The 25,697-nt window shown below is 70.0% G+C and carries 18 protein-coding genes; 8 read left to right on the top strand and 10 right to left on the bottom strand.

Annotation, left to right across the window (positions count from 1 at the left end):
• Positions 1–127: 127 nt before the first annotated feature.
• Positions 128–2,188 carry a GumC family protein gene (locus IE88_RS0102550; RefSeq protein ID WP_031549795.1) on the top strand — a complete coding sequence of 687 codons (2,061 nt, stop codon included), beginning with the start codon at positions 128–130 and terminating at the stop codon, positions 2,186–2,188.
• Here IE88_RS0102550 and IE88_RS0102545 read toward each other — a convergent pair.
• On the bottom strand, positions 2,185–3,324 hold the full coding sequence (locus IE88_RS0102545) for a glycosyltransferase family 4 protein (protein WP_031549793.1): 1,140 nt from the start codon (positions 3,322–3,324) through the stop codon (positions 2,185–2,187). The two genes, IE88_RS0102550 and IE88_RS0102545, sit on opposite strands and share 4 nt — an antisense overlap.
• 137 nt (positions 3,325–3,461) lie before the next feature.
• On the opposite strand from IE88_RS0102545, the gene IE88_RS0102540 reads away from it, so the two are divergent.
• A complete protein-coding gene (locus IE88_RS0102540) occupies positions 3,462–4,616 on the top strand; it encodes a glycosyltransferase family 4 protein (protein ID WP_156032323.1) in 1,155 nt (384 codons plus the stop codon).
• Entirely contained in the window at positions 4,609–5,991 is a 1,383-nt protein-coding gene (locus tag IE88_RS0102535; RefSeq protein ID WP_036766540.1) for a pectate lyase family protein, read from the top strand. The genes IE88_RS0102540 and IE88_RS0102535 overlap by 8 nt, the downstream gene beginning before the upstream one ends.
• Here IE88_RS0102535 and IE88_RS0102530 read toward each other — a convergent pair.
• From IE88_RS0102530 to IE88_RS0102505, 6 genes are all read right to left on the bottom strand, one after another.
• Positions 5,985–7,244 (bottom strand): outer membrane beta-barrel protein, encoded by a 1,260-nt coding sequence (locus IE88_RS0102530; RefSeq protein WP_031549787.1) that lies wholly within the window; start codon positions 7,242–7,244, stop codon positions 5,985–5,987. The genes IE88_RS0102535 and IE88_RS0102530 overlap by 7 nt on opposite strands.
• Complete coding sequence (locus IE88_RS0102525) at positions 7,235–7,789, bottom strand: polysaccharide biosynthesis/export family protein (RefSeq protein ID WP_051881420.1); 555 nt, start codon at positions 7,787–7,789, stop codon at positions 7,235–7,237. The genes IE88_RS0102530 and IE88_RS0102525 overlap by 10 nt, the downstream gene beginning before the upstream one ends.
• Before the next feature lie 70 nt (positions 7,790–7,859).
• Complete coding sequence (locus IE88_RS0102520) at positions 7,860–9,188, bottom strand: O-antigen ligase family protein (RefSeq protein ID WP_156032321.1); 1,329 nt, start codon at positions 9,186–9,188, stop codon at positions 7,860–7,862.
• Complete coding sequence (locus tag IE88_RS0102515) at positions 9,116–10,000, bottom strand: sulfotransferase family protein (RefSeq protein WP_051881419.1); 885 nt, start codon at positions 9,998–10,000, stop codon at positions 9,116–9,118. The genes IE88_RS0102520 and IE88_RS0102515 overlap by 73 nt, the downstream gene beginning before the upstream one ends.
• Before the next feature lie 3 nt (positions 10,001–10,003).
• Positions 10,004–11,293, bottom strand: coding sequence for a DegT/DnrJ/EryC1/StrS family aminotransferase (locus tag IE88_RS0102510; protein WP_202900413.1), 1,290 nt, complete (start codon positions 11,291–11,293; stop codon positions 10,004–10,006).
• Complete coding sequence (locus IE88_RS0102505; protein WP_051881418.1) at positions 11,290–13,209, bottom strand: nucleoside-diphosphate sugar epimerase/dehydratase; 1,920 nt, start codon at positions 13,207–13,209, stop codon at positions 11,290–11,292. The genes IE88_RS0102510 and IE88_RS0102505 overlap by 4 nt, the downstream gene beginning before the upstream one ends.
• Before the next feature lie 415 nt (positions 13,210–13,624).
• On the opposite strand from IE88_RS0102505, the gene IE88_RS17765 reads away from it, so the two are divergent.
• The 3 genes from IE88_RS17765 to IE88_RS0102490 are packed head-to-tail and all read left to right on the top strand — an operon-like array spanning position 13,625 to position 16,937.
• Positions 13,625–15,349, top strand: coding sequence for a sugar transferase (locus IE88_RS17765; protein WP_202900412.1), 1,725 nt, complete (start codon positions 13,625–13,627; stop codon positions 15,347–15,349).
• Positions 15,346–16,254 carry a methionyl-tRNA formyltransferase gene (locus IE88_RS0102495; protein WP_031549772.1) on the top strand — a complete coding sequence of 303 codons (909 nt, stop codon included), beginning with the start codon at positions 15,346–15,348 and terminating at the stop codon, positions 16,252–16,254. The genes IE88_RS17765 and IE88_RS0102495 overlap by 4 nt, the downstream gene beginning before the upstream one ends.
• Positions 16,251–16,937, top strand: a complete 687-nt coding sequence (locus IE88_RS0102490; protein ID WP_031549770.1) for a PIG-L deacetylase family protein — start codon at positions 16,251–16,253, stop codon at positions 16,935–16,937. Before IE88_RS0102495 ends, IE88_RS0102490 begins: the two co-directional genes overlap by 4 nt.
• 4 nt (positions 16,938–16,941) lie before the next feature.
• Here IE88_RS0102490 and IE88_RS17050 read toward each other — a convergent pair whose 3' ends face one another.
• On the bottom strand, positions 16,942–17,595 hold the full coding sequence (locus tag IE88_RS17050; RefSeq protein ID WP_051881417.1) for an HAD family hydrolase: 654 nt from the start codon (positions 17,593–17,595) through the stop codon (positions 16,942–16,944).
• Positions 17,592–18,545, bottom strand: coding sequence for an ATP-grasp domain-containing protein (locus tag IE88_RS0102480; protein WP_031549766.1), 954 nt, complete (start codon positions 18,543–18,545; stop codon positions 17,592–17,594). The genes IE88_RS17050 and IE88_RS0102480 overlap by 4 nt, the downstream gene beginning before the upstream one ends.
• 379 nt (positions 18,546–18,924) lie before the next feature.
• Between IE88_RS0102480 and IE88_RS18810 the strand changes: the two genes are divergently transcribed.
• The gene (locus IE88_RS18810; protein ID WP_051881415.1) at positions 18,925–21,891 is read left to right on the top strand and encodes a Calx-beta domain-containing protein; all 2,967 of its coding nucleotides are present in this window, start codon (positions 18,925–18,927) and stop codon (positions 21,889–21,891) included.
• 108 nt (positions 21,892–21,999) lie between these two features.
• On the opposite strand, the gene IE88_RS17040 is transcribed toward IE88_RS18810, so the two are convergent.
• Positions 22,000–24,186 (bottom strand): hypothetical protein, encoded by a 2,187-nt coding sequence (locus IE88_RS17040; protein ID WP_156032319.1) that lies wholly within the window; start codon positions 24,184–24,186, stop codon positions 22,000–22,002.
• A gap of 174 nt (positions 24,187–24,360) precedes the next feature.
• Between IE88_RS17040 and IE88_RS0102465 the strand changes: the two genes are divergently transcribed.
• On the top strand, positions 24,361–25,545 hold the full coding sequence (locus IE88_RS0102465) for a glycosyltransferase (RefSeq protein WP_051881413.1): 1,185 nt from the start codon (positions 24,361–24,363) through the stop codon (positions 25,543–25,545).
• Positions 25,546–25,697: the final 152 nt, after the last annotated feature.

The raw sequence follows: 25,697 nt of genomic DNA, 5'->3' as shown, positions 1-25,697 counted from the left end.
GAGGCAGTGAAGAAGCTTGTGGAATTTTTTCCCGCGAGCCTTTACGATTTCAAGCATTGGCCGGCATCGATCCTGCAAGTTCCGTCCTCGCTGCGATGCCCGGCCGCCCTTGGGGAGGGGGAAGGGGATGAGCTTTTCGCCGGTCATGGACTACGGGACCCCGGGCGCGCAGGGCGCCGGGCCTTTCGCCGAAGAGCATATGGGCCTTGCCGACCTCATGCTCGTCCTGCGGCGCCGCCGCCTCGTCTTCTGGAGTGTCTTCGCCCTCGGCGTGATCCTGGTCATGCTCGTGGCCGGTGCGCTGCGGGCGACCTACAGCGCCGAGGCCGTCGTCCGGGTGCAGGGACGCGATCCGGTCGAGGAGGTCTCGCCGCTGACGGCCTCCGAGAGCCTGGCCGAGGAACTCAAGATCGAGACGGTGATCGAGGAGCTGTCCTCCCGCACCGTGGCCCGGGCGCTGGCCTCCGAGGCGATCGACGATCCCGACCTGACGGTGCCGGAAATGCCGGGCCTGATCGGCGTGGTCAGGCAGGTGCTGCAACCCGTGCTCGGCGGCGCGGAGGCGGCGCCGCCGAGGCCGGAGGACGAAGCGCGGGCGGCCGAGCTGAACAGGCTGACGGTCCAGGTGCTCGGCGCGACCTCCGTCGACCGGCTGAGCGGTTCGCGGCTCATCGGCGTGGAGGCGCAGGGCGAAACGCCGCTCCAGGCAGCCGTGCTCGCCAATGCGCTGGTGCAGACCTATCTCAACCTCGAACGGACGGCGATCGAGCGCGCGCAGAGCGAGCGCATGGCGAGGCTAGAGCAGCAGGCGCAGACGCTGCAGGCAGAGCTCTACGAGGCCGAACTCGCCACCGCCGCCTATATGCGCGACAACGATCTGGTCTCCCCGCAGCAGGGCGGAACGGTGGAAGCCCGCATGGCGGCGCTCGAGCGCGCGCTCGGCACCGCCCGCGCCGAAGGCGCCTCGCGTGAGCTCGACCGCCTGCGCGAACAGGAGGCCGCCCTCGCCGAAAGGCTGTCGACGCTCACCCTCACCTACGGAACCGGCTATCCAGAGGTCGTCGCGCTGACCGATCAGATCGCAAGGCTCAGGGGCCGCATCGCGGAGGAGAGCGCCTCCGTGGAGCGCGATCTTTTGGACAGCAGGGCGGCGGTCGATGCGAGTGCCGCCGCCTTGTCCGAGGAGCTTTCGAGCGTGCGCAGCCGGCATTTCGCCGCGCTCGAGGCCAATGCGGGCCTGCGCGAGCTGGAGCGCGCCGCCGCGCGCAAGCTCGATGCCTATAACGCGGTGGAGGACCGGCTGAGCCGCACCCGCGCGCTCTCCGAGCGGGTTCCGGACAGCATCAGCTATGTCACGGAAGCCTCCGTCCCGGCCGCGACGGAGCATTCTGAGACCGCGAAGGTCCTCGCGGTGGGCTCGCTCGGCGCCTTCGCCCTCGCCGTTCTCGCCGCGCTGACCGCCGAGACCCTCGATGGCCGCATCCGCTCGGCGGCGGAGGTGCGCGGCCTTCTCGATGCGCCGACCCTGTCCCTGCTGCCGCGCATGAAGGACCGCTCCCTCACCCCCGACACGATCGGCGACTACCTGCGGTCCCATCGGGATTCCCACTACGCTCTTGCCGTGCGCGACCTGTTCCTCGAGTTGTCGACCGCGCAGCGCACGCGCGAGCTGCGGACCGTGGTGGTCACGACGCTTCTGCCGGGCCAGGGCGCGGGCACGCTCGCCGCGGCCCTCGCGACCACCGCCGAGCTTCTCGGCTACCGGACGGTCGTTCTCAGCATGGACAGCAAGGGCGAGCTTTCCTTCTCGGAAGGGTGGCGCGCCCGGGGCGCGGCAGGGCCCTCCGGCCATCCGGCGGAAGCGGAGGCGGACGCGGCGGCTCCGGCGCGAAGCGAGAATTCGGCCCTGTCCCACCGCATGCCCCACGACCTTGCGCGCATGTCCGAGGATTGGGACCTGATCGTGGTCGAGGCGCCGCCGGTCTTCGTCAGCCGGGACGCGAAGGCGCTGGCGCCCTTCGCCGACGAGGTGGTGCTGGGTATCCCGTGGGGCAGGATGAAGCCGAGGGCGCTGCGGACGGCCCGCCATCTGTTCGGGCGCGTGCCGCTATCGGCGGTCATCACCGACGTGAATGTCCGCCAGCATGCCCGCGGCCGCTATGGCGATGCCATGGAATTCGTCGCCTAGGCTGCCGCGGGCTGCGCCCGGCGCGTTCTTCCGCTCTCCGCGGCGCTGGCGGCGACCGCCTCCCATTGCGCCGCGACGTTCGCAATGGCGAAGCGTTCGCTGGTGCGGGCGGCTGCCGCGCCGAGGCGCCTTTGCAGGTCTTCGTCCTTCACGACGCGCAGCACCGCCTCGGCGAGAGCGTCCACCGATCCGTTCTCGACCAGAATGCCGCTCTCGCCGTCCTCGATCATCTCTTTCGGCCCGAACGGGCAGTCGAAGCTCACCACGGGCAGTCCGGCGGCCATGGCCTCCATGATGACATTCGCCCAGCCCTCGAACTCCGACGACAGCACGAACACGTCCGCCGTCTCGACCCAGGTTCCGGGGGCGGGCGTGGTCCCGGGAAGATGGACCCGCCCGGCAAGGCCCAAGGCGTCCCGCTGCGCCTCCAGGCGCGCGCGCTCCGGCCCCTCTCCCCAGATCACCAGCGACCATTGCGGGATCTGCTCCGCGATGCGCGAGAACGCGTCGATGAGGCGGTCGAAGCGCTTTTGCGGATCGAGCCGCCCGACCGCGACCAGCTTGCCGCCCTCGCGGCGGTCCCGCCAGCCCGGCGGAAGCGCGACCGGATTGGGGATGAGGGTCAGGCGCGGCCTCTGCGCCTCCGGATAGAAGTCGGCGGCGCGCTGCGTCATGGTCACGAAGCTATGGGCCCGGGGATAGGAGAGGGCCCGCGCGCGCGACCACATCGGCCCGAAGCGCTGCAGATAGGGATTGTTCCGCTCGGAGATCACGACGGGGATGCCGGTGCCGCGCGCCGCCTGAAGCATCATGATGTTCATCTTGGTCAGGAAGCTGATGACCACGTCCGGCTCCTGCTCGCGGAGCACGCGCCGCAGGGCATGGATGCGCCGACCCGTTCGCAGGAGCGCCGCGGCAAGCGGCTTGGAGAGGGCGGGCAGGGCGAGCTTCACGACCCTGATCGCGGGGTGCAGGGCGTAATAGGGCTCGAAGGAAGGCGCATCGAAGGTCACGATCGTGATCCGCCGGCCCGCTTCGGCCCAGTGATTGGCCAGATGCGAGATGACCCGCTCGCTGCCGCCTGCGCCCAGCGAAGGTACGGCAAGCATCAAGTGGTCCGGCATTGGCCTCGTCATGACGATATTCTCCCCCGAGTTCCTCGTCGCTGCCGCAATCAAGACCGCAGTCCCGCCGAAGTGCAAGAGTGTGTTGACCCCCATGGTCCCTATCCGCGAACGTCCTGGCGGGGACTTTGGAGAGGGGAGAGGCCGATGTGTCCAAGAAGCTGACGCGCATCTGCTATCCTTATGTCGGCCGGGAGTTCGGCGGCAGCCATATCTCTTCCCTCGGCCTGATCGACAGGCTCGACCGGCAGCGCTTCGACCCGGTCATCGTGCTCCAGCATCCCGACGGCCCGATCGCGGAGGCGGTCGCGGCGCGCGGGCTGACGGCGGTGGCATCGCCGCCCACCATGACCCTCGTCGCGGGCCGCCCCTTCGGCGGGCTGGCGGGCTTGCGCGCGGTGATGGAGGCGCCGCGGCTGGCGGGCTTCCTGCGCAGCCTCGGCGTCGACATCGTGCACTGCAATGACGGACGCACCAATGCCCTCTGGGCGCTTCCGGCCCGGCTCGCCGGCAAGCGCGTCGTCTGGCACAATCGCGGCAATCCGCGGGCGCGGGGGCTGCGCCTCGCCGCGCCGCTGCTGGCGCACCGCGTCGTCTCCGTCTCGCGCTTCGCCTCGCCGAACCCCGGCATCCTGTCGGCGGCGCGGCGCAACACGGTCATCCACAGCCCCTTCGACACGGAGGTCTCCGCCGATCGCGCCGAGGCGCGCGAGACGATCCTGCGCGAGCTGAACCTGCCCGGGGACACCCGGCTCGTCGGCACGTTCGGCGCGATCATTCCGCGCAAGAGGCCGCGCCTCTTCGTCGAGGCCATCGCCGCGCTCCGCGCGCGCGATCCTGACCGCCCGCTCATGGGCCTTCTGTTCGGCACCGGCCCCAAGCGGGAGATGCGGGCCGTCGCCGCCCATGCGGAAGCCTGCGGCGTCGCCGACTGCGTGCGCCTCATGGGTTTCCGCAGCCCCGGCGACTGGTGGATCGCGGGCTGCGAGGTGCTGGTCGTTCCGGCGGTCGAGGAGCCGTTCGGACGCACGCTGATCGAAGCCATGCTGGTCGGCACGCCGATCGTCGCCACCCGCTCGGGCGGCAATCCCGAAGCGATCGAGGACGGCGTGACCGGCCTTCTCGTCCCGCCCGAAAACGCAGAGGCGCTGGCGCAGGGGACCGATCGGCTCCTGCGGGACGACGCCCTCCGCAAAACCGTGTCGCATGCGGCCAGGGCGCAGGCCGAGCATCGCTACGGCGCCGGCCCCCATGCCGAGGCGGTCATGGCGATCTATGACGAACTCCTGGCGCGGCATGGCTGAGAGGGGAGCCATCCTGCCTCTCGCGGCCGCCCTCCTGCTGCTCGGCGGCCTCTCGGCCTGCGGCGAGGAGGCCGCGCCGGCCGGCGCGCGGGCCCCGGCGGTGGCGGCGAAGGGCGCAGAGCAGCTCGCCTTTCCCGGCGCGCAGGGATTCGGCCGCCATGCGAGCGGCGGGCGGGGCGGCGCGCTCTATTTCGTGGACACGCTGGAGGATGGCGGCCCGGGCTCCCTGCGCGCCTGCATCGAGGCGGAGGAGCCGCGCGTCTGCATCTTCCGCACGGGAGGCGTGATCCGCTTTCGCGGCGAGCGGCCGATCATCGGCTCGCCCTATATCACGATCGCCGGCCAGACCGCGCCGGGCGGCGGCATCCTCCTGACCCATGAAGGCGGCGCGGCGGGGCTGACGCCTCTCGTGGTGAAGAACACCCATGACGTCGTCATCCGCCACATGCGGGTCCGGCCCGACCGCATCGCAAGGAATCGCGGCGGGAACGACGCCTTCACGATCGAGAACAGCCACAGGGTCATCCTCGACCATGTCAGCGGCTCATGGGCGCTCGACGAGAACTATAACGGGCATGGCCGCAATGACGATCTGACCGTCTCCTGGTCGGTCTTCGCCGAAGGGCTGAAGCCGCACGACAAATGCGCGCTTCTGAGCAGCGATCCCGAGGGGCCGCAGAATGTCAGCTTCCTGAACAATCTCTGCGCCCATAACGGCGACCGCAACCCGGACATCAACTTCCCGCCGGGCTCCTGCGTGGAGGTCGTCAACAACGTCTTCTATGACGGCGGCACGGAGTTCGCCGAGGTCTGGGAAACCTATGGGGGCAGCCCGGTCAACCTCGTCGGGAACGTCTTCCTGCCAGGCCCCGAGACGGCGCCCGGAACGCCGGCCATCACCCGCAACCGCATCGCGAGCACGGGCACCGCCGCCGTCTTCGCCGCGGACAACCGGATCGAGCCGCCCCTCGGCGAGGCGGATCTCGACGTCGCGGAAATCCTCAGCGACCGGCCGGTCTGTCCGCTCAGTCACAGCCCCGTGCCCGCTGCGCGCGCCGCCGGGCGGGTGCTGGCGCGGGCCGGGGCGATGCCCCGCGACGATGTCGATGCGCGCATCGTCGCCGAGGTCGTGGGGCGTGCGGGCGGCCGGGTGTCCGAGCCGGGCACCCTTCCCGCGATCGCGGGGGGGCAGCCGCCGCCGGACGCCGATGCCGACGGCATGGATGACGGGTGGGAACGGATGCGCGGCATCGCGGCCGGCGTCTATGATCCGTGGGAGGACGTGGACGGCGACGGGTGGAGCAATCTCGAGGAATATCTCGACTACCGCCACCGGACCCTGCTCGCTCAGGGCCAGGCGGATGCCGTTCAATAGGTCAGGGTCAGGGCCAGCCGGACATTGTGGGACTCGAATTCCTCGGACGGAATATCCGCCTCGCGCTGCCGTGCCGCATAGCCGAGCTCGACGGCCACGGTTCGGTTGAGGAGATAGCGCAGGGCGACGCTCCCGGTCAGGTCTTCCTGCACCAGGTCCCGATTGGCCCTGAACGTGCTGGCGCGATAGCCAAGGCTCGCCGTTCCGATGAGATCGTGGCGGATTTCCTGTTCGATTCCGGCCACGATGCGCGTGTCGATCCGCCCGCTCGCGCCCGAGCGGATGGTGGCGACATCTCCCCGGAAGGCGGACAGCGTGACCCTGGTGCGCTGTCTCGGCGCCCAGGCGAGCCGGCCCTCGACGCTCAGTCCCGAGAAATCCTCGAGCTGCGAGTCGTCATTGTCGACGTCGAACACTCCTGCGCCGATATCGCCCACCAGCTTGTCCGTCAGGCCGAAAGCGAGGCCCGCGCGCATCCCCACGGTCTCCGCGTCCCTGTCGACGCCGCTGAAGTCGCGGTCGAGCCGGAAATCCCTGCGCGTCGCCGAAATCTCCGCGAAGGCGTCGATATCCGCCGAAAGCGCCGCGAGCCCCCGCAGCGAGGCGGTGTAGGTCGCAAGGTCCCGTTCGTCGTCCTCGGGATCCAGGAAATCGGCATCGCTCGCGCTCACGCTGGCGGTCGCGCCGAGCCGGCCGGGGCGGTAGCTGTAGCTCGCCTCTCCGGCGAAGACGTCGATCGAGGTGGGCGTCCGGGTGAGGTCGTCGCGCGCCTCGGGGTCGCTGCGCCGCTCGAAGTCGCGGACATAGCGCAGCCCGCCCGACAGCGTGCTGGCGCTGTCGAGGCTGTAGGACAGGACGGTCTCGGCCAGATAGGTCTCGAGGTCCTCCTGGGTATTCTCCGCATAGCGATAGACGGCGGCGCCCAGATTGGCGCCGACGGACAGCCTCTGCGTGCCGCCCGAAGCCTCGACGCGCGGCTCGATCAGGAAGAGGACATCGTCTTCCTCGTTGTCCGGCGTCGCGAAGACGTTGCTCTCCGTCTGCGCGCTCGCCTGCAAGGAGGGCAGGATCAGCATGCCGCCCTGGCGGATGCCCCTCGGCTCGTATCCCGGCCGGGGCAGATTGCCGATCGAGGTGATGCCCCCGTCCTGCGCCATGGCGGGCGCGGCGCCCGCGCCGCAGGCGAGAGCCGAGGACATGGCCGCGGCGAATCCCGCGCTGATGCGCGGCGGTTTCGGCGGGATCAGAACCATCCCTCCGGCACCCGGATCGTGTCGCCCGGCATGATGGGGGCGTCGAGCGAGGCCGTCCCCTCCACCGTCCGGCCGTCGACCCTCCGTGTGATGACCACCCTGTCATCGGCGGCGCGGAAGGTCGGCCCCCCTGCCACGGACATGGCCGTCAGGACGGAGGCATTGGGCACATAGGCGTATTCGCCGGGATTGCGCACTTCGCCGATGACGTAGAAGGGCCGGTATTCGCTGATCTGGACCGATACGCTCGGATTGCGCACCAGGGCCCTGTCGCGGACGGCTTCGGTCAGCGCGGTCTCCAGTTCCGCGACCGTCAGCCCTTCGGCATCGACCGCGCCGAGGAGCGGCAGGGAGATCGTCCCCGCATCGCCGACGCGGTAGCTGTCCGAGAGGTCGTCGAGCCCGTAGGCCGTCACGCGCAGTTCGTCGCCGGCGCCCATGCGGTAGGGGCCCTGATCGGCAGCGGGCAATGGCGGCGGCGCCGAGGCGCAGGCCATCAGGAGCGCCGGCAGGACCGCACGCCAGAATCGCAGGATTGGTCGCATTCTCCCCACCTCTTCATCCCCTCGCGAAAGGTTAGCCATTCCTGCGAAAGCAGAAAAGACGCCAGCACAGTCAGGGCGCGGCGCCCTGCGGCACCGCGCGCGGCAGAAGGCCGCCCGGTTGCAGCCCGCGCAGAGGCGGCGCGAGGGCGAGGATGACCGGCAGCATCCAGACCCGCGCATACATGTGCGCGGCGGTCTGCGAGAACATCACGAAGCCGACGAGCACCGACAGGGCCAGCGCCGCCTCCCGCGGCTGCCTCGGCAGGGCGGAAAGCCCGCTGAACGCCAAGACCGCCAGGAGGACGAGCCAGCCCAGCAGAGAGACGAACCCGCCTTCCGTCCAGAGAAGAAGGAAGGTGTTGTGCACCGGCGCCTCATGGCTGCTCACGACGCGGTACTGGTCGACGCCGACCCCGAGGAAGGTGGTGTCGCTGGCGACCTCCCACGCCTCCGCGATCAGGGCCGTGCGCCCGGTGAAGGTTCCTGCCTCTTCGACATTGCCGCTCGTCACCGCGTTGAGCACGCGCTCCTCGAAGCTCGAGGGAAGGGGCAGGTCGAAGGCCAGAAGCGTGAAGCCGAGCGAGGCGACGCCGATCAGGGCGGGCAGGGAGGCGCGCGCCGGCGTCAGGACGAAATAGACGAGGCTCGCGGCCAGGGCCGCCGCGAACCCCGTCACGGAGGCGGTCCAGAACAGCGCCGTGACGAGGATGCCGAGGCCGGCGAGGAAGGGCAGGAGCCTGACCGCGCGGATGCCGCGGAGATAGAAGAGATAGGGCAGCCCCATGCTGATGATGGCGGCGTGCTGGTTCGGATCGCCGAAAAACGCGCCGACCCGGCCCGAGCCGGAAAAGAAGGCATAGCCGAACCGCGCGCTCAACGCGGGATAGGAGGCGCCATGGCCCATGATGACGGCGAAGGTGACGAGCTCCATCGCCACGATGCCGAGAACGAAGGCCTTGGCCAGGCGCCGCCACGAAGCGGCTCCGCGGCTCAGAAAGATCAGGGGCAGGACGAGAAGGCAGAAAAGGTACTGCACGCCCACCAGCGCCCACCGCTCGAGGGCGCCCGAATTCAGGCTGCTGATGAACAGCCCGCCGAGCAGGAGGGCGAGGCCGATGAACCAGAGGCCCGTCGCGCTGCCGAAGGGGCGCAGGATGAGCCGCCCGGTCAGCAGCATCAGGACGCCTGCCGCGAGGATCAGGAGGTCGCTGATCGTCACGAAGACCGCCCACGGCCTGATCGACAGATAGGTCGCGAGGAACACGCCGAGCAAGAGCGCGTGATCGGCGAGGTCGAGGCGGCCGAGCGCGCGGATGCGGTGGGCGATCACGTCAGTGCGGGAGCGGCGGGCAGGGCGGTCCCTCTTCGCCTCTCGCTCGCCCGGCAGTTCCTCCGCCACGCGCCGAGGCTTCGCCCGATCATGCCCTCGAGCCGCGCGATGTCCGCTGCGTAGAGATCCTCGAGATAGAGGCGGGTCGCAGCGTCGAGCGGAGGATAGTCCGGCGGCCGCGCCATGCTGCGGCGGGCGCGCTCGAACCATGGGCTGTCCCGAAGCGGCGCCGCGAGCGGCTTGAGCGGCGCGAGCGTCCGGCGCAGGCCGAGAGGCAGGAGCGGCGCCTGGCTGTCATTGGCCCGGCTTTCGAGAAGCGGCGCCTCGATGACGGGCGGCACGCCGACATGGCGGCTGAGCGCCCTGATGACGGCGGCGGGCGCCCGCTCCACATCCTCCATCAGCACGACCTCGATCCGGTCGGCCGCGAAGCGGTCGTAGAAGCGCGCCAGATGATCCGCGTAGTAACCACCGCTGAGGAACCTGTCGGCATAGGCGCTGCCCGGCCGCAGGAGCTCCCTTGGCGGCGCCGTCACGGTGCCCCGGCGGAAGAGCATGCAGTAGTCCGAATAGGCGCGGGCGACGGGATCGCGCAGCTGCACGATCAGCCGCGCTTCGGGCAGCATCCCGGCGATGCGCGCTGCGGCATCGGGGTGGGAGAGGTAATCGGCGGATTTCTCGCCCACCACGGCGCCTTCGGGCGCCTCCGCGAAGAGGCTGCCATACCAGTCCGCGCCCCGCTCATATTCGGTGCTGAAGAAATGCGGCTCCGGCGCGGGCATGAAGACGCGCGGATTGGCCCTCAGCGCGCGCGCGCTCCAGGTCGTGGCCGCCTTGATCGCGCCGATGATGATGAAGTCGGGTTGGATCTTCGCGGACATGGCTCAGCCTTGCGCTCCCGAGGCGGCCTCGGCGATCTCGCGCAGCACCCCGCCCATCCGGACGACATCGGTCAGGGACAGCGTGGGATCGACAGGCAGCAGGATGCTCGTCTGCCCGAGCGCCCGCGCATGGGGCAGGACCGGCTGGTCCGGGCCGACGAGGTCGCGGAAGGCCTTCTCGCGATAGATCTCCGAGCAGCTTCCGCTCTGGCAGGGCACGCCGGCGCGGCTCGCCGCATTGATGATGCGGTCCCGGGTCCAGCCCGGCGCCAGGCGCTCGGGGCGCGCGAAGGCGTAGAACTTGTACCAGGCATGGGTGAGATGCCCGGGCACCGCCGGAACGCGCAGGCCCGGCACGTCGCCGAGCATGCGGGTGAGGATGTCGGCCCGCTCCGCGCGCGCGGCGTGCCAGCGGCCGAGCTTGCCGAGCTGGCGCCGTCCGATCGCCGCCTGCATCTCGGTCATGCGGAAATTGCTGCCGATGCTGTTCACGATATAGCGGAAGGCGTTGCCCCCTGCGGGGCGGCGGAACAAGTCGTAATCCTTGCCGTGATCCTTATAGGCCCAGGCCCTGCGCCAGACGTCCTCGCGCGGGGTGACCATCATCCCGCCCTCGCCGCCGGTCGACATGATCTTGTCCGTACAAAAAGAAAAGACGCCCGCATCCCCGAGCCCGCCGACCGGGCGCCCCTTGTAGCGCGCGCCATGGGCCTGCGCGCAGTCCTCGACGAGGGCGATGCCCCGCGGCTCCGCCAGCGCTCTCAGCGCATCCATCTCACAGGGACGCCCGGCGAGATGCACCGCGACGATGGCGCGGGTGCGGGCGGTCAGGACGGGTTCGACCGTTCCCGCGGTGATGAGCTGCGTGTCGGGGTCCACATCGGCGAAGACGGGCCTCGCGCCGCAATTGGCGATGCAGCTCGCCGAGGCGACGAAGCTGCGCGGCGTCACCACGACCTCGTCGCCGGGGCGCACGCCCACCGCGCGAAGAGCGAGCTCGAGGGCGAGCGTGCCATTGGCGAGAGTGAGCGCATGGGGCGCCTCGCAGAAGGCGGCGAACTCCGCCTCGAAGGCGCGGCAGTGATCGCCGTGCTGAAGCGCGTTCACGCGGCCCGAGCGCAAGACGTCGGACGCGGCCTCGATCTCGTCCTCTTCGTGGAGCGGCCAGGCCGAGCGGATCGGGGGAAGGCTCTCCCCGTCCAGCGCCTCGGCGAGCGGGACGGCCGCGCCGGCGCCGAGCGCCCGCTCGGGCATCTCGTCCAGAATGAACTTCCCGCTGCTCGAGATTGTCATCGCGAGATCCCCCTTCTTGCCTCATCGGGAACGACCGGCCGCTTGATGATGACGGCCGCTTCGAGGCCGATCTCGCCGGCCTCCCGTCCCGCTCCGTTCGCGCGGCCCTGGGCCGGCCGGCTTTCGCCGGCGATCAGCGAGAAGACGGCGCGCCGCGCCGCCTCGTCGTCGCGCTTCGCGATGGCATCCTGCAGCGCGGCCAGCTTGCGCTCGATCACCGGCAGGGGCAGCGGCGAGGGCTCGGCCTCGAAGACGCCCGATATCGCGGAGGCTAGCTTGCGTTCCGCGCTGTCGAACAGCTCCTCGAAGAGCTTCTCTCCGGGACGCAGGCCGACGATCTCGATCGGCACGTCGAGGCCTGGCTCCAGGCCGGACAGGCGGATCATCCGTTCCGCGATGGTCATCACCTTGATCGGCTCGCCCATGTCGAGGACGAAGATCCGCCCGCGCGCGGCATCCTGCTCGAAGGCGGCCTGGGAGCTGTGCAGGATCAGCGACACCGCCTCGTGCACCGTCATGAAGAAGCGCTTCATGTCGGGATGGGTCACCGTCAGGGGGCGGCCATCCTCGAGCTGGCTCTTGAACAGCGGCACGACCGAACCGCTCGACCCCAGGACATTGCCGAAGCGCACGGTCATGAACCGGGTGGCATGCGCGCGCTCCGCGCTTTCGAGGTCGAGCGCCTGGCAGTAGAGCTCGCCCGCGCGCTTGGTCGCGCCCATCATGCCGACGGGATCCACCGCCTTGTCGGTCGAGACCTGCACCATGGCGCGCGCGCCGCAGCGCAGGGCCGCATCGGCGACGTTCTTCGTACCGAACACATTGGTGGTCGCGCCCGCGCAGGGGTTCAGCTCCACCAGCGGAACATGCTTGAGCGCGGCGGCGTGATAGACGAGGTCGGGCTTGTGGCGGCGGAAGGCGGCGAGGACGCTCTTGCGGTCGCGGATGTCGCAGAGGAGCGGAACCGCCCGGACGCCCGGAAAGTTCTCGGAAATCTCCCGGTCGATCGAATAGAGCGCGAACTCGCACATTTCCAGAAGCACGATTTCCGCGGGGCCGGCGGCGGCGGCCTGCCGGACGAGTTCGCTGCCGATCGAGCCGCCCGCGCCGGTCACGAGGACGCGCCGCCCCGAGATCGCCCTGCGGGTGACCGAAGGGTCGAGAAGAGCCGGATCGCGGCCGAGAAGCTCGGACAGGTCGAAGGCCTTGAGCGCCACACCGTCGGCCAGAGCCGAGCCGCTGCCCGCGCGGGAGACCTTGAGGCCGAGCGCGCGGGCGCGGCTCGACAAGGCGAGATAGTGCGGATCGGAGATCGCCTCGGGCTGCGCGGCGATGACCAGCATTTCGGGAGGCAGGGCGCGGCCGCGGAGATGCGACAGCGCGGCGGGCAGGGCGCCGAGGCTTCCATGGACCGGCACGCCGCGCAGGACGCGGCGGTAATCCACATTGTCCTCGAGCAGGCATCCTGCGGGCTCGAAGCTCTGCGCGGAGCCGGTATTGGCCCGCAACAGGGCCTCGACATCGTCAGGGCGCCCCGCGACCAGCGCGCGCGGCAGAGGCGCGTTCGCGCATCCGCTCCTCCGGCGCGTCATGACGACCGTGGCGCGGCGGAGCATCCGCATGGCCGCCATCGCGCCGATGGTCAGGCCCGCAAAGGCGCCGATGAAGCCGAGCGGCAGCGGATCGCCGCTCGCCACGACGAAGCCGGAGACGACGAGCGCCAGAAGCGCGACGGACAGCACGATCAAGGCGAGATCGAGGATCGAGACGAACCGCCAGAAGCGCCGGCTGAGGCCCGCAAGGTGGAAGATGCCGGCGGCGCAAAGGGCGAGCGCCCCCAGCGCGGCCGCCTGTCCCGCGGGACCGGCGGGCAGGCCGGGGGGCGGTGTGACGAGGATGCTCGCAAGAATCAGCATTGCCGCTGCGGCGGCAACGTCCAGCGCCAGAAGGGCAGAACGCTTTCTGCCCTGAATACAGGCGGAGTACACCTTCGCTTTCACGATCGTCCCCCAATGTCCTTCCCGCCTATCGGCAGGAAGGGACCCTCTCTCCACCTTTTGGATATCACGGAAAGCGGCGTCAGGCAAACACAGGTTACGAAATTCCTAACGCAATCTGCGGAATCGACAGTGCTGTTCGCTGCACTGCAGCGAACCAGTCGATTGATATGTCCGGGCTTGCGGCGTTCTGCACGCTGTATTGGCGCGATGCGCTTTCCGGTGGCATCATGCCGGCGAGAACGGTCGGGGGACCGTCCGGCCCGGGGCTGCCCGGCCGGATGAGGGAGAGGGGACCGGCGGGAGAGACGTGGACGGGGGACGGAACATTGTCGTGGTGGCCAGCCTTACGCGCTCGCTCACCAATTTCCGGCGCGATCTGCTGCGCGAGATCGCCCAGAGCGGGCCGCACACCGTGACCGCCTGCGCGCCCGAGGACGATCCCGCGGTGGCCGCGGAGCTGGCGGATATGGGCATCGATTTCGAGACGGTGCCGATGCGCCGGGCCGCCGCCGATCCTCTCTCGGACCTGCGCACGCTTCTCGCGCTGCGCCGCATCTTCCGGAAGCGGCAGGCGGACATCGTCATCGCCTACACCCAGAAGCCGATCGTCTATGGCGGGCTCGCCGCCCGGTCGACCGGCGCCCGGTTCCACGCGCTGCAAAGCGGCCTCGGCTATACGTTCAGTGAAGAGAACAAGAGCGCCGGCCTCCGGCAGGCGGTCACCTTCTTGTACCGGGCCGCGCTCGCCAAGGCGGAGACCGTCTTCGTCTTCAACGATGCCGACGAGGCCGACATGCGCAGGCTCGGCATGATCCGGCCGGGCCAGCGCGTGGTGCGGGTGGCGGGCTCCGGCGTCGATCCGCAGCGCTATCCCCAGATGCCTGTGCCCGACGGGCCGACCGTCTTCCTGCTGGTCGCCCGCCTGATGCGGGACAAGGGGCTCGAGGATTATGCCGCTGCGGCCAGGACCCTGCGGGAGCGCCATCCCGAGCTCGAATTCCGGGTCCTCGGGCCATTCGATCCCAACCCCGCCAGCATCTCGAAGGCGCAGCTCGACGCCTGGGTCGAGAGCGGCGCGATCCGCTATCTGGGAGAGACGGACGATGTCCGCCCCCACCTTGCCGACTGCTCCGTCTTCGTCCTGCCGAGCTATCACCGCGAGGGGCTGCCCCGCTCGATCCTCGAAGCGATGTCGACGGGGCGGGCGGTGATCACGACGGACATGCCGGGCTGCCGCGACACGGTGGAGGAGGGAGTGAACGGCTTCCTCGTCCCGCCCCGCGATCCGGACGCGCTGATCCGCGCGGCCGAGCGCTTCGCGGCCGATCCGGGCCTCGCCGGGGCGATGGGGGAGCGCTCGCGCGAGCGCGTGCTGGAGCGCTTCGACGTGCGGCTCGTCAATGACAGGATCCTGCGCACGATCGGCCTTCGCGGCAGCGAAGGCACGGGCGGGCCGCCGCCGCGGAGAACGAAGGCGGAGCCTCTCAAGAGGGGCTTCGATATCGCCGCTTCCCTGCTTCTTCTGGCCTTCGCCTCGCCGCTCCTCTTCCTGGTCATGATCGCGATCCGTGCGCGGATGGGCCGGCCGGTCTTCTTCCGCCAGAGGCGCGCGGGAAAGGGCGGGCGGCCCTTCACCATGGTCAAGTTCCGTACGATGCGGGACGAGGCCGATGCGAAGGGGCGTCCGCTGCCCGATGCCGCGCGGGTCACGCCGCTCGGGCGCTTCTTGCGCCGCAGCCGCCTCGACGAGCTGCCCGAGCTCCTGCACATCCTGCGCGGAGAGATGAGCTTCGTCGGCCCGAGGCCCCTGCTGCCGGATGCGCCGATCAACCAGGGAGAGGCGGGCAGGCTGCGCCTCGCCGCCCGTCCCGGGCTCACCGGCTGGGCCCAGGTCAACGGCAACACGCTCCTGTCCGACGAGGAGAAGGCGGCGCTCGATCTTCACTATGTCCGGCGGCGCTCCTTCCTGTTCGACCTGCGCATCCTGGTCCTGACGCTCGGCGTCGTCCTGTTCGGTGAGCGCCTGCGCCGCCAGCCCTGCGGGAGCCGCGCGTGAGAGCGGTTCTGGTCGGGGCCGTCGACAGCACGCGGGTCGCTCTCGAGGAGATCTCGCGGGCCGAGGGCTGGTCGCTCGCCGGGCTCGTCACGCTGCCCCCGCGCCTGTCGGCCCGCCATTCCGACTATGCCGATCTGCGCGGCATGGCGCGGGAGGAGGGGGCGGAGGTGATCGAAGCGGCGCGTTCGGACGATCAAGGCGTCATCGCGGCGGTCGAAGCGCTCGGCGCCGACCTCGCCGTGATCGTCGGCTGGTCGCAGATCTGCCCGCCATCCTTCGTTGCGGCGGCTGGCGGCCGGGCGCTCGGCTATCATCCCGCGCCCCTGCCGCGCGGTCGGGGGCGGGCGGCGCTGCCCTGGACGATCCTCCTGCAGGAGCCGATCAGCGCGGCCTCGCTCTTCTGGATCGACGAGGGCGTGGACAGCGGCCCGCTCCTCGCGCAGCGCTTCTTCCACGTCGCGCCGGACGAGACGGCGACGACCCTCTACGACAAGCATCAGGACGCGCTGCGCGAGGCCCTGCGCGAAGCGCTGCCGCGGATCGAGGCGGGAGAGGAAGGGCAGGTCCAGGACGAGCGCTACGCCACCTATACCGCCAAGCGCGGCCCGGAGGACGGAAGGATCGACTGGACCCGGCCCGCCCTGGAGGTCGAGCGCCTGATCCGCGCGGTGACGCGGCCCTATCCGGGCGCCTTCACCACGACGCCCAAGGGGCGGCTCACCGTCTGGCGCGCGAGGCTGTGGCCCGAAGGCGAGCGCCACGCCGCGGCGCCCGGCCAGGTCGTGCGCCTCGGCCAGGCCGGGATCGGCGTGCGCTGCGGCGAAGGCGCGATCCTGATCGAGGACTGGACGGCCGAAGACGGCGCGGTCCTCCGCCAGCACATGCGCCTCGGAGGACCGCAATGAGCCGTATCCTGATCATCGCGCCGCACCCGGACGACGAGACCCTCGGCATGGGCGGCACCATCGCCAAGCTCTGCGATGAAGGGCACGAGGTGACCGTCGCCCTGATGACCGGCGCGGGGGAGGGCGGGCGGCACCCGCTCTTCCCGCGTGAGGCCTTCGAGACGGTGCGCGCGGAATTCCGCCGGGCGATGGGCGTTCTCGGCGTGGAGCGGGCGATCCTCAAGGACCTGCCGACCGTGCAGGTCCACGAGGAGCCGACCCACGCGGTCAACGCCGTCACCAGGGCGGTGATCGAAGAGGTCCGGCCCGATCGGCTCTACCTGCCCTTTCCCTACGATCTGCACCGGGACCATCGCGAGCTCTTCTATTCCTTCTCGGTCCATGCTCGCGCCTATCTCCCGCTCGGGCGCAGCATCTCGGAGGTCTATGCCTATGAGACGCCGTCCGAGACGCATCTGTCGGCGCCCTATCTCGAGCCGGCCTTCACGCCCAACGTCTATGTCGACATCTCCGCCACGATCGGGCGCAAGGTCGAAGCCTTGTCCTGCTATGACAGCCAGAGCCAGCCTGCGCCCCTGCCGCGCTCGGAGCAGGCGATCCGCGCGCTCGCGGCGCTTCGCGGCTCGCAGATCGGCGCCGAGGCGGCCGAGGGCTTCGTGCTGATCCGCAGAATCGTGGACTGAGCGGTCAGCTCTCCAAGAGCGGCAGGAGCTCGGTCAGCCGGCCGATCGTCATCGCCGGCGCCGCCTCTTCCGGCACCGCCGCCTGCGCATGGATGTGGCTGCCGTCGCAGCGCAGCATGACCGTGGTCCAGCCCATCGCATTGGGGGCGAGGAAGTCCTTCTGCGGATTGTCTCCGACATAGACGAGGCGGCATCCCTCATGCGCCGCGGCCGCCGCCTCATAGGCGCGCGGGTCGGGCTTCGCATGGCCGGTCTCTCCGGAAATGCTGACCGAGGCGGCATCCCCAAGGCCTAGCGCGCCGATCTTGCGCCGCTGGGTCTCGCCGCGCCCATTGGTCACGATCGAATAGGGCAGGCCCCGCTCCCGCAGGGCGCCGAGCAGGGCGGCCGCATCGGGCCGCAGGGCGATGTCGGGAAAATGGCCCCGCATCTCCAAGACGAGGGCCCGCACCTCCTCCGGGGTGAGGCCGAGCGGCGCGCAGGCGTCCGCGATGGGATCGGGCCGCCCTTCGGCGAACAGCGCGTGCAGGCGCGCCGCCACGCCCTCATGGCCCCGACCGGCCATCGCCGCACCGACAAAGGCGAAGCAGGAGGCGACATAGTCGCGCTCCTTGTAGAGCGTGTCGTCGAGATCGAAGACGAAGGCGGTCTGGCTCACGAGCGGACGATCATCTCGGCATCGTAGCGCAGCATGACGAGGCCCTCTTCCCATTGATCGAAGACCGGCACCTCCTCTCCGAGGAGATATTCGCGGATCAGCCAGGACTGGCAGTCCGCGCCCGCGAGCCGGCTGAGCGGATAGCCGCCGCCGAAGCGGGCATTGACCTCGTTGAACAGCATCCGGCCGGTCTCGCGGTGCCGGAAGAGCTGCAAGGTGAGGACGCCGCGCGCGCCCTCGACCGCTCCGAACCGCTCGAACAGCGTGCCGGTGATATCCAGCCGCGCCGTGCGCGCCTTGGAAACCTCGCCGCCGCGCACTTCCAGCCGTTCGCGCGGAACCGCGCAGCGCAAGGAGCCCTTCCGGTCGTAATAGAGGTCGCAGGTGAATTCGGCATATTCGGCGGGGTCGGCATATTCGCAGAAGATGTTGCGCGGATCGCCCAGGATCTCGGGCGTCGCCTCCGCCGCCGAGGAAAGAAGGCGCGCCCCGGCGCTCAAGGAGCCGTCATAGGGCTTGACGAAGACCGGAAAGGGAAGGCCATCGGGCCGATAGAGGCGCGGCGCCGCCACGCCCGCCTCCTCGAAGAAGCGGGCGGTCCGCCTCTTATCCGCGAAGGTCTCGATCAGGTCCGGCGCGCTCACCACGGCCGCCGCTCCCGCTTCGGCCAGCCGGGGGGCCAGCTTTGCGAGGGCGGGCAGTTCGGTGTCGATCGTCGGCACGATCAGGCCGACCTCTTCGGACCGGCAAAGATCGATCAGCGCGTCGGCCCAGCCCGCCTGGCCCACTCTGGGCAGGGAGAAGGCCGCCTCGGCGCGCGCGCAGGCGGCGCTCCGCCCGGGCACGGCGTCGGCGGCCAGCACCCTTAAGCCGTGCGGCCGCGCCGCCGCCTCGAACCCTTCGAGCAGCGAGACGCGCCGCCCCGCGGACAGGATCAGGACATGTCTCATCGCCCGGCTGCTTCCCCTCTCCCCTCCGGCATGCCGCTCGAGCGGCATGCCGAACTCCATCCCGCCGCTCTTGTTTCGCAGGATGCTGCAGCATTCAACTCCGCATCACAGGGCGCGGGAGCAGGCGATGCCCCGCTTCGAGGGGGCGGCGAGCCGATCCTGTCGCCGCGCCTCTCGCGATTAGCAGAGCGTTTACGAAGCCGTTCTTAGGCTGCCGGCGCCGGGGGGCTTCTCGAATCTACACCAATAAGGCGAACATGCCTCACTTCGTACCCGATTTTGGTTCCATTGCTATGTGCAAAACTTCCTCACCGCGCTGGGCAGCGCGGCGGGGCCGGCGGACCGGCTCGACTCGAAGCAGACCAGGGCAGAACCACCCATGAAACCCAGACTCACCCTCACGACGGTGGCTGTGAAGGCGTGCCTGCTCGCCTCCGCGGCCGCTGCGCCGGCGGCCGGCGGGCAGCTCGCATTCCCCACCGCAGAAGGCTTCGGCCGCTTCGCCGAAGGCGGGCGCGGCGGCGACGTCTACATCGTCAGCAACCTCGCCGATTCCGGCGCAGGCTCCTTCCGCGAATGCGCAGAGGCGAGCGGGCCGCGGACCTGCGTCTTCGCGGTCTCCGGCGAGATCAAGGTTCGCGACGCCATCCGCATCCGCAACCCCTATATCACCATCGCCGGCCAGACCGCGCCCGGCGACGGGGTCATGCTGACGATCCGGGGCGGCCCGTCCAAGAACTATCCGATGGAGATCGCCACGCATGACGTCATCATGCGGCACATTGCGCTCCGTCCCGGCCCCTCCCAGGAAGTCTCGGGCAATGTGGACGCGCTCCTCCTGTCGGGCCAGGACGTCATCCTTGACCATGTGACCATGTCGTGGGGTACGGACGAAACCCTCAACATGATCGGCAATTCGGGAACCACGAACTATAGCGGCGCCCAGAACACCGAGAACGTGACGATCCAGTGGAGCATGATCTACGAATCGCTCCGCAACTCGACCCATCCGAGCGCGAACCACAGCCGCTCGACCTATCTTGGCTACGGCATTCAGGACATCACCTTCCACCACAACCTGATCGCCAACTCGACCCGGCGCAATCCGAACCTCGGCGCCACCGGCCAGTTCGATTTCGTCAACAACATCATCTACAATGCCGGACAGTATTTCGGCGAAGTCTATGACCGCCACGGCACGTCGAACCTGAACTGGGTCGGCAATGTCGCGATCGCCGGTCCGGACACGCGAAAGAGCGACGACCGGCACGCGGTGAACCTGTTCCTCAACGAGGCGGTCGCGACGCACAAGCTCTATGTGCGGGACAATCTCGACATCAACCGGACGTCCTATGCGCAGGACGAGCGGCTGGTCGTCGATCCCAAGGACTGGAAATACATCGAGGCCTCGCCGGTCGGCTATGGCGAGCTCTCCCTTGCGGGCGGCTCCGTCACCACGGCCTCCCAGGCCTATAAGGACGTTCTCGCCTTCGCCGGCGCGACCCGCCCGGCGCGCGACAGCGCCGACAGCCGGATCGCCTCGCAGATCCGCTCCTGCTCGGGCTCCATCATCGACGATCCGAGCGAGGTCGGCGGCTGGCCGGTGCTCAAGGGCGGTCCCGCGCCGGTCGATGCGGACCGCGACGGCATGCCCGACGGCTGGGAGCAGGCGCAGGGCTTCGATCCCAACGATGCCGCCGACCGCAATGGCGATGCCGATGGCGACGGCTACACCAATCTCGAGGAGTATCTGAACGAGCGCGCCGGGGACAATGCCGGTTCGATGGCGGGCAGGGGCACGGGCGCCGATCCCGATCCGACCTGCGGCTACAGCTTCGCCAGGGGTACGGAGCTCGAGATCAAGGAGTTGCGGGTCGAGCCGCGGGCCGCGCGCCCGGGCGAGACGGTCACCGTCTACTGGGACGCCGTCGCCAATACCTGCCAGAAGGGCTGGAACAGGGATCTGAGCCCCTTCATGCTTTCGGGCAGCGACAAGTTCGTGCTCGAGGAGACGACGCAGTTCGACCTCATCTGCACCGATAACGGCCTCGATGACTGGGTCAGCGCGGTCGCCTTCGCCACGCCCGACGGCCAGATGCCCAAGCCCAAGCCCGTGCTGAGGGCGGACAAGAGCGTCTACGACTTCGGAGAGCCGGTCGAGATGAGCTGGGTCACCGGCGAGGCCGGCGACACGGAAGCGGGCGAATGCCGCGCCTCGGGCGGCTGGGACGGCATCAAGACCGTGATCGGCAAGGAGACATTCCCCGCCGAGGTCTCCGGCGACTACGTTCTCACCTGCACGGGACCGGGCGGCACCGGGTCCGCCAAGGTCTCGCTCGAGGTCAATGGCGGCGGGACGGCTCCTGCGCCGACGCCCGCTCCGGCGCCCGCGCCGCAGCCGGCTCCCCTGCCGACGCTGAGCCTCGCGGCCGTCAATGCGGCCCAGTCCGAAGGCGATAGCGGCACCACGCCCTTCACCTTCACGGTGACGCGGAGCGGCGATATCTCCTCCTCCTCCTCGGTGAACTACCGCACCACCGGGACCGAGGTGAACGCGGCCGATTTCGGCAGCGCCCTGCCTGCCGGTTCGGTCGATTTCGCCGCCGGGGAAACGCGCAAGACCGTCGCGATCTCCGTTCATGGCGACGCCGATGTGGAGCGGGACGAAGCCTTCACGGTGCAGCTCTTCGCAGCCGAGGACGCGACGATCGGCACGGCCACCGCCGACGGCGTGATCCGCAATGACGATGCGGCACCCGCGCCGGCTCCGGCACCGGCTCCGGCTCCCACGCCTGCGCCGAGCCCGACCCCCGCTCCGGCGCCCGCGCCGACGAGCTTCGGCGATGGGGCGGGCGTCGCGGTCGACGTGCCCCTCGTGCATGTCCGTTCCAATCCGGGCGGCCTCAGGACCGGGGCGCAGCGCGATGGCGCGGCGGGCGTCATCACCGGCACGCCGAACAGGCAGGACGGCTTCACCTGGTGGAAGGTCGACTTCGCCTCCGGCGTCGATGGCTGGGTGCCCGAAGCCAAGCTCGCCCTGACGAGCGGCGGCACGACGGCTCCCGCGCCTGCACCGGCCCCGGCGCCCGCTCCGGCACCGGCACCCGCTCCAGCGCCCGCGCCTGCGCCGGGCGGCAGCTTCGGCCCCGATGCGGCGGTGGAAGTCGTGCGGACGGGCTTCGTCCGCGCCAATCCCGGCGGCGCCAAGATCGCGCTTCAGCGCGAAGGCGCGGCCGGCACGATCAGCGGGCAATCGCGCAAGCAGGACGGCTTCACCTGGTGGGACGTCGACTTCGCCTCCGGCGCCGATGGCTGGATCCGCGAAAGTTCCCTGGCCGTGCGCTGAACGCCGCACGCGCGAAGCAAGGAAAAGAAGGGGCCGGCGCTGCGAAGCGCCGGCCCTTTTCGTAAGAAAGCCTCCGGGATGCCGCTCATCCTTCGCGGCGCCGGCCGGTCAGGGCGCGAGCTTCGCCTCCGTCACCCAGCCATCGACGCCGGAGGCGAAGTCGACGTCCCACCAGGTGAACCCGTCCTGCCGGAACGGCCCGCCGACGATCTGTCCCTGCGCGCCCTCCCGCTGCGAGCCGATCCTCGCGCCGCCGGGCGAAGCGCGGATCCAGGCCAGAACGGCGGACAGGCGGACCGGGCTGCCGGGGGCGAAGCCGGGGCTCCCGATCGCGACCCGCACGCTGGCGCTGCTCGTGCCGCCGGGGCCGTGGCAGGCGAGGGTGTAGTCGCCCGCGACGGCCGCTTCGAAGGTCTGCGCGCCGATGACCGGCTTGATCCCGCTCCATGCGCCCGACGCCTCGCACTCGCCGGCATCCGGTCCGCCCGCATCGCCCGTCATCCATGTCAGGGTCACGGGCTCTCCGGGCGCATAGGACGTCTTGTCCGTGCGCAGGGTCACGCTGGGCCGCGGCACCGTGCCCTCGTCATTGACGAAGACGATGGCGCTCGCCCAGTCCTCCTGGCCGTCCTTCGAGCAGAAGAAATCGAAGCGCTGGGTCTCGAAGAGGCGGAGCTTGATCAGCCCGCCGACATCGCGTGGATCGGAGCCCGGCGCCCAGCTCTTGTCGCAGGTGCGCGCGACGGCATCGTAATAGACCGTCACCTCGCCGCCGGGCGGAACGGCCTGGGGGAAGACCTCGAAGGCCTTGATCCTGAGGTCGGAGCCCGGCTCGAAGCTCCACCAGCAGCGCGTGTCGTGGTTCCGGCCCCGGCCTTTGCCCTGCCGGAAGCCGTCATCGTCTCCGGCGCGCGCGTTCAGATATTCCTCGAGATTGGTGTAGCCGTCGCCGTCCGCATCGCCATTGCGGTCGTTCGGCTGTGCCGGGTCGAGGCCCCGCGCCTGCTCCCAGTCGTCCGGCATGCCGTCGCGGTCGGTATCGGCGGGCGCGACGGTGCCGAGGAGGAGGGGCCAGCCGCCGCGCTCGTCCGGGTGGTCGATGATCCCCCCGCCGCAGCGGCGCAGCTCGTCCGCCACCCGCCGGTCGGCGCTGTCCCGCACCGGCATGGTCGCGCCGGCGAAGGCGAGCACGTCCTGAAGCGCCTGCTGGGGCCGGGTGATCGAGGTCCAGGGCAGGGACAGCGTTCCGCTGCCCACGGGCGCGGAGCGGATATACTGCCAGTCCTTGGGATCCACGAGGCTGCGCTCCGCCTGCGAGCCGGAGCGCCTGTTGATGTCGAGATTGTCGAACAGGAAGAGGTTGTGGGTGCCGAGCGGTTCGTTGACGAACAGGTTGACCGCGTTCCGGTCCAGCTTGCGCGGCGTGTCGGGCCCGGCAATGGCCATGTTCCCGACCCAGTTCAGATTGCTGGTGCCGTGGCGGTTATAGACCTCGGCAAAGTAATCGGACCCGTTATAGACGATGTTGTTGAGGAAATCGAACTGGCCGGTGATGCCGAGATTGGGATTGCGGCGGCTCGAATGGGCGATCAGATTGTGGTGGAAGGTGATCTCCTGCGCGGCATATCCCATATAGGTCGCATTGCTGTGCGATCCCTTGGGGTGGCTCGAGCGCCGCAGCCCTTCATAGATCATGCTCCACTGCACGCTGATGCGGGCGGCGTTCTCGACCGCCTGGCTGCCGGTCGTGCCGCTATTGCCGAAGATGCTGAGAATCTCGTCCGTGCCCCATGACAGGCTCAGATGGTCGAGGATGATGTCCTGGCCGCTCACGACGAGGGCGTCGACATTGCTTGAGGGCTGGGCCGAGGGGCCGGGGCGGATCGACAGGTGCCGGACGATCACGTCATGGGTCTCGATCAGCATCGGATAGACGAGGGACGGGCCGCCCCGGATCGTCAGCATGACCCCGTCGCCCGGCGCGGTCTGACCGGCGATGGTGATATAGGGATGTTGGATCCTGATCGCGTCGCGCAGCTTGATCTCGCCCGAGACCTCGAAGACGCAGGTCCTCGCGCCCGCCGCCTCGGCGCATGCGCGCAAGGAGCCCGGCCCCGAATCGGCCAGCGTCGTCACGATATGGACCTCGCCGCCGCGCCCGCCTTCGGCGAAGCGGCCGAACCCTTCCGCGGTCGGAAAGGCGAGCTGCTGGGCGCTGGCGGCGAGCAGGCTGAACGCAAGCGTGACGAGCACGCCCGCAGCGGCTGGACCACAGGTCCTGAAGCAACTGGTCATTCTCTCTCCCCTGCGATGATCCTAACACAGCGCGCGGCCCGCCCAAACGCTCCGATGCAGTGCGGGCGGATCTCGCCGGAAGATGGCGCGGGACCCGCTGCCCCTCCGGCTTGACCGGGCCGCCCGGCCGACGCACGCTTGGGGCCTTGCGTCGTGCCTGGGAGGGGAGGGGCGATGGCGAAGACGGTCCTCCATGTCATCACCGGGCTGAACATCGGCGGCGCCGAGCACATGCTCCTGCGCCATGCCGCGGGGCTCGACCCCTCCGCCTGGCGCAGCGAGATCCTCTCCCTTCTGCCGCCGGGGCCTCTTGCGGCCAATGCCGCGGCGCTGGGGGTGCGGGTGCATTCCGCCCTGATGCCGCAGGGCCGGTTCACGCTCCGCGCCGCGCTGCGGATCGCCGGCATCGCGCGCGCGGTGCGGCCCGATATCGTGCATGGCTGGATGTATCACGGCAATCTGGCCGCGAGCCTGGCGGGGGCCGCCGGACGGGCGCCCTGCCTCTGGAGCATCCACCATTCCCTTGCGGACATTTCGCGGGAGAAGGCGTCGACGCGGGCGGTCATCCGGCTGTCCGCGGCCATGTCCGGTTCGCCGGCCGCGATCTCCTACTGCTCGCGGGCGGCCCGCGGCCAGCACGAAGCGCTCGGCTTCCGGGCGAAGACCGCGATCGTCATCCCCAATGGCACCGATACCGACGCGTTCCGTCCGGCGCCGGGGGCGGGGGAGCGGCTGAGGGAGCTTCTCGGTGTGCCGCCCGCCCGGCAGCTCGTCGGCCATGTCGGCCGGGCGCATCCGATGAAGGACACCGGCAGTTTCGTGGCCGCGATCGCCCGCCTGCTCGAAGAGGGGCGGGACGTGCAGGGCGTGGTGATCGGTGCGGGTCACGACGAGGGCGGCAGCGCGGTGCGCGCCGCCGCCTCGGCCCACGGCATTGGTGGGCGGATCAGCGTGCTGGGCCCGCGCGGTGACGTGGCGGCGCTGCTGCCGGGCCTCGACCTCTATGTGCAGAGCTCGGCCTGGGGGGAGGCGTTCTCGCTCGCCATTTCCGAGGCCATGGCCTGCGGCGTGCCGCCCGTTGTGACCGATGTGGGAGACAGCGCCTGGCTTGTCGGAGACGCCGGCGCGACGGTGCCGCCCTCGGACCCCCAGGCTCTCGCCCGGGCCTGCGCGCGCATCCTGGACCTCCCCGCGCAGGGGCGCGCCCGCCTCTCGGCGGCGGCGCGGGCGCGCGTCGCGGGCGAGTTCGGCCTCGACCGCTATGTCGCGCGGCACGTCCAGGCCTATGAGCGGGCGATGAGCGGGCGTGGGCAGCGGGCGGCCGCTGCGGCCCGTCCGCCCCTGCGCGGTGCGCGGTGATGCGGCGCCGGGCAGGCCGCTTCCGCATCCGCATCCGCATTCAATGCTTAACAGCCTGCGCAGCTTCGGATAGGCAGCGTCTGCTTCCGTTCGGCATCAGGCATGCCGCCGGAGCCTGCCGCCGAAAGGCTCATTCTCGTCAATCAATGCGG

It is taken from the genome of Parvularcula oceani (assembly GCF_000733125.1).
GTDB classification, from domain to species: Bacteria; Pseudomonadota; Alphaproteobacteria; order Caulobacterales; family Parvularculaceae; genus Parvularcula; species Parvularcula oceani.
The sequence above is the reverse complement of the archived record's forward strand: the minus strand, read 5'-3'. Positions and strand labels throughout refer to the sequence as shown.